Source organism: Helicobacter equorum, assembly GCF_900198655.1.
In the GTDB taxonomy this organism is placed as follows: domain Bacteria; phylum Campylobacterota; class Campylobacteria; order Campylobacterales; family Helicobacteraceae; genus Helicobacter_F; species Helicobacter_F equorum.
Genome location: NZ_FZPO01000014.1, coordinates 1 through 5,015, shown reverse-complemented (window position 1 = coordinate 5,015; position 5,015 = coordinate 1). Strand labels below are relative to the sequence as shown.

5 protein-coding genes are annotated in these 5,015 nt (G+C 36.9%); 4 read left to right on the top strand and 1 reads right to left on the bottom strand.

Annotation, left to right across the window (positions count from 1 at the left end):
• Positions 1-1,523: dihydroxy-acid dehydratase (gene ilvD, locus C6H22_RS03455; protein ID WP_104693950.1), on the bottom strand; the 1,523-nt coding region annotated here is incomplete at its 3' end.
• 203 nt (positions 1,524-1,726) lie between these two features.
• Between ilvD and C6H22_RS03450 the strand changes: the two genes are divergently transcribed.
• From C6H22_RS03450 to C6H22_RS03435, 4 genes are all read left to right on the top strand, one after another.
• A complete protein-coding gene (locus C6H22_RS03450; RefSeq protein WP_104693949.1) occupies positions 1,727-1,966 on the top strand; it encodes a hypothetical protein in 240 nt (79 codons plus the stop codon).
• A 14-nt stretch (positions 1,967-1,980) separates the two neighbouring features.
• Entirely contained in the window at positions 1,981-2,346 is a 366-nt protein-coding gene (locus C6H22_RS03445) for a S8 family serine peptidase (protein ID WP_104693948.1), read from the top strand.
• A complete protein-coding gene (locus C6H22_RS03440) occupies positions 2,346-2,612 on the top strand; it encodes a tRNA-dihydrouridine synthase (RefSeq protein ID WP_104693947.1) in 267 nt (88 codons plus the stop codon). Before C6H22_RS03445 ends, C6H22_RS03440 begins: the two co-directional genes overlap by 1 nt.
• Positions 2,613-2,670: 58 nt before the next feature.
• A partial coding sequence (locus C6H22_RS03435) for a S8 family serine peptidase (RefSeq protein WP_158654611.1) occupies positions 2,671-5,015 on the top strand: 2,345 nt, incomplete at its 3' end.

The window sequence follows — 5,015 nt, the reverse complement described above, 5'->3', positions numbered from 1 at the left end:
TCTATCATATCGCCATCTTCGATAAGTGCGATAAGCCCACCTTCTGCTGCTTCTGGGCTCACATGCCCAATACAAGCCCCACGAGTTGCCCCGCTAAAGCGCCCATCGGTGATTAATGCCACGCTTTCACCTAGCCCCATCCCCATAATCAAACTTGTAGGGCTTAGCATTTCTTGCATTCCCGGCCCTCCTTTTGGTCCTTCATAGCGGATAACTACGACACTTCCAGCCTTTACCTTACCTCCTGCAATGCCCTTAATCGCTTCATCTTGGGAGTTAAAGCAAATCGCCTTGCCACTAAATTCTTTCATAGATTCTGCCACGGCGGCGACTTTTAGCACCGCCCCTTGTTCGCAAAGATTGCCAAAAAGGATTTTTAACCCACCCACTTGCGAGTAAGCATTGTCATTATGGCGGATAATGCTAGAATCTGTGATGTTTGCGTTTGCTATGCGTTGCCCTAGAGCCTCGCCTGTGATTGTGAGAGCATCTAGGTGTAAGATAGAATTTTCTCTTTTAGACACTTCGTGCATCACTGCCGATACTCCCCCTGCTCGGTTTATGTCTTCCATATGCACACTACTTAACGCCGGGGCGATTTTGGCAATATGTGCGACATTTTTAGCGATATTATTGATAGATTCTAGGTTGAAATCCACTTCAGCTTCTTTAGCAATGGCTAACATATGCAAAATCGTATTTGTGCTGCCGCCCATTGCCATATCCACGACAAAGGCGTTATGCACGGCTTTTGCGTTCAAAATATTGCGGAATCTAAACTGCTCACTTAGGCTAGAATCTAGGGCAATTTCTACAATGCGTCTAGCCCCCTTGCGTAGCAATTCTTCCCTCTCAGGTGTTAAAGCTGGGATCGTGCCATTACCCGGTAGTGCCACGCCCATAGCTTCACACAGCGTATTCATAGAGTTTGCAGTAAACATTCCGCTACAACTCCCCCCGCTAGGGCAGGCTTGGCATTCTATTTCGTGTAGTCTTTTTTCGCTAATCTTACCACTCTCAAATGCCCCCACCGCTTCAAATGCGGAGTTTAAGTCAAGTATTGTGCCATCCTCCAGTTGCCCCGCTTTCATAGGACCGCCACTCACAAAGATTGTAGGCACATTCACACGCAACGCCCCCATAAGCATTCCAGGCACAATCTTATCGCAGTTTGGCAGGCAAATCATCGCATCAAGCGCGTGGGCATTCATCACAGATTCTATACAATCAGCGATGAGTTCGCGGCTAGGTAGAGAGTAGAGCATACCACTATGCCCCATCGCGATGCCATCATCTACACCAATGGTATTAAACTCAAAAGGCACACCCCCCGCCTTGCGTATCTCATCTTTAACAATCTCGGCATATTTGTTTAAGAAAAAATGCCCCGGGATAATGTCGATATAGCTATTTGCCACGCCAATAAAGGGTTTGCTAAAGTCTTCATCTTTTAACCCTGTTGCCCTTAGCAAACTCCTATGCGGGGCTCTTTGATGTCCTTTTTTCACAATATCACTTCGCATAGAATCTCCTTAGTAAGTAAAATTGCTCATTATTATATCATTATGTGTGCATAGAGAAAATTTACCTTATCTATGTTTGCCTCTGTATGGTCCTAAATTTAAGCTAAAGATTCTCTTGTATTTAATATTAGCGTAATATTTTTGTTGTAGAATGTCACGTGGATTCAAGAAATTATCAATGAGCATGATAGATTGGAGATTAAATGGATATGTTAAAACCTATAGCACTTTCGTTTACGCTTGTTTCGTTGGGACAAGCGGATACTTTTGTAGATATGATACAGAGGGATTGGAATCTCATAAATTATAAGGAAAATTTTGATCAAAAAGGATTGGGAGTAAATATTGGTTTTTTAGATTCTGCTTTTTATGACAACCATAGGAGTTACAAAATAAAATTGTTGATATTCTTGGAACAAATGAGCTTAGTGACTATCAATTAAGAGCTAGTAATTCTATGCACGGAACACATGTAGCAGGTATTGCACTTGGGAACTATGCGCCCTTATCTGATGGTAGAGCAATGCATGGAATAGCACCTAGCTCAATGCTTTATGGCGTTACTTACATAAATGAAACCTACCCTTTTACATATGAAGCAAGTGATATTGTAAATTTTCTAAATGGAAAAGTAAAAGTTGTGAATAATAGTTGGGGAATAACGTTTTTCCCAAATTCAAATAAAGCAATTGATAATTCAAAATCTAATTTTGATAACAAATATACAGAATTTAGCAAAAATAAAATCACACCAAGCTTAGTTTTTGCTGTGGCAGATGAAAAGGAATATGAGGGCTTAAAACCACAGGTGCAAACGGGCTGATGATAGGGCGTGGAGCTATCGGCAAGCCGTGGATTTTCTCACTTTTAAAGGCCAAAAAGAACCTAGCCAAAATGAAAAAAAAAGAGCTTATCAAAGAGCATTTTGCCCTAGCTTTAAAACACTACGAAAATCACGCTGTGGCGATGATGAGAAAGCATTTACACGAATATAGCAAAGGGCTTGATGGTGCCCCTGTTTTTCGCACCAAAATAAACGCCGAGCAAAACGCAGATGAAGTCTTAAAGCTAATTGATGAGTTTTTTTAAAAAAATTTTTTGATTTTGTGACATAATTCATTTTAAATTTTACTTTTCGGGTAGTTTTATGAAAAAGAGTATTTGTTTTGTCTTTGCGATGATGTCGTTAGGATATGGAAGAGTTGATAACTGGGAGTTAATCAATTATAATAATCCTGGTTTTACTGGAAGTGGCGTAGGAATTGGATTTTTAGATTCTGTTTTTAACGCACAACATCCAAGCTTATCAGGAAAAACTAGTGTTTTGGGTAATGGCGTAGATTTTGGTTCTACTTCTTATAAAGATGCTTATGACCTTACGCATGGAACGCATGTAGCAGCGATAGCTGCTGGAAATGCCGTAGATTCTCATCATGGCGTAGCACCAGATGCTTTAATCTTTGGTGTTTCGTATCTTAATCCAAAATATACATTTGATAAATCAGCTAATGAAATAGTTAATTTTTTAGAAAATAGTGTAAAAGTAGTAAATAATAGCTGGGGTCTTAAATATTATTATTTTATGAATAAAATAATAGGTGTAAATAATATTACTTTTTTAGATGCTTATAGAGATTTGACAAAGGCAGAGCTACAAGAAGGTTTAAACGATATCGGTTTAATTGCCAATATTCAACTTGCCAAAAAAGGAATTTTACAAGTTAGTAGCACTGGAAATGAAGGACAACGAACTTCAAATTTAAATGCTAGTTATCGTGCTGCTTATGATAATTCATTAAAAGCTTGGATAGCAGTCAGTGCTATAAATAATTATTTTACAACAAAAACTGGTAATTCATTTACACTAGAAAAACAACAAAAAAATTTTAAAACAGATACAGTTAGCGACATGAACACCTATGGCTTTGTAGGTGGATACAATAGTTTTAGCAATTCTTTTAAAGGCATTCAATCTTATGCTATTTTAGCACCTGGTTTTCAAATAGAATCAGCAAACGCTTATTATGGTCAAGACTTAAATGAACAATGGACTTATGATAGATATATTTGTAAAGCTGATGAATTTTGCCCTTTAAGTGGAACAAGTCAAGCAGCGCCTTTTGTATCTGGTGCAGCAGCTTTAATAGCTCAAAAATATTCTTATGTAGATGGCGGCGTTTTGGCTGATATCATACTGAGCACAGCCAACGCAAATGTTACATTGCCAGATTTAATCATAAAAAGCTATAAACAATCAAGCAATGATACAGACACTTATTATGATGTGATTTATACAAATCCAAACGACATAAGTAAAATCAATGATAAAAATAAAGTTAAAGATGACTTAAAAAATCAATTAGGAATAAGTGATGATCAAGCAAATTATATTTTAACTCATCTTATGAATAATATCAATGATGCTAATAATAATTATGCTGTTTATATGAGCAAAGAAGAGCTTATCGGTCAAGGTATTTTAGATATTGAAAAGGCATTAAAGGGTCTTGGCAAACTAGATGCTAACAGAATGACTAAAAACGATATTCAAGCCAGAGAAGGTGGCAAACAAGCTATTTATAAAATAAATTTAAATGGTGGCGTAACGCAATTTGATAACGATATCTCGCAAGAAGTTTGGGATCAAAAATGGCATGATACTAGTGCTTCAACTGCTTTAAAAGGCATTGATAAAATCGGTTTAGAAAAAACAGGTGGCGGAACACTTATTTTAAACGGCAATAATACTTATTATGGCGATACTATCGTAAATGGTGGAACCTTAAAGCTTACTGGTGGGCTTACAAATAGCTCGGTTTTTGCGCAAAATAGCGGTATTTTCAATCTAGCAGGAACAGCTAGTAAAGATGTAACTGCTTTAAATAATGGTATTGTTTTGCTTTCAAGTGGAACAATCAGCGGAACTTTATACTCTAAAAATAATGGTATAATTGAACTACAAAAAGGCGCAAACATAAACGCAAATAGTGTAAATAATGCTGGAATTTTAAAAGGTATAGGCACTATAAATGGAGATATCATAAATACTGGCATAGTAAAAGCAGGATTTTATGATGAAGTAACTGATACTACAGATAAATTAGGCAACCTTGAAGTAAAGGGGAAATTTACACAAAATACAGATGGAATATTACAAATCGCCTTTACAAAATCAAGTGAAACTTCTAGTGAAGTAAAGAATTCCACTTTAAGTGCAAATAGCTATGACATCAAAGGAAGTCTAGTCTATGTCCCGCTCCACACTACTGCTTCTTTGATTAAGGCAAATGATAAAATACAAATAAATTTAGATTCAAACAATTCAAATAGTTCAGGTAGTTCACATAGCTTAAAAGACAAATTAAATGATTTTACAAGTGTTACTGCTCAAAGCACAAATTTACTTGTGTTTAATATAGATAACACTGATAAAACAAAGCTTGTTGCGGCTCTAAAAGTTACAGATGGTGCGAATGCTGATATAACAAAAGC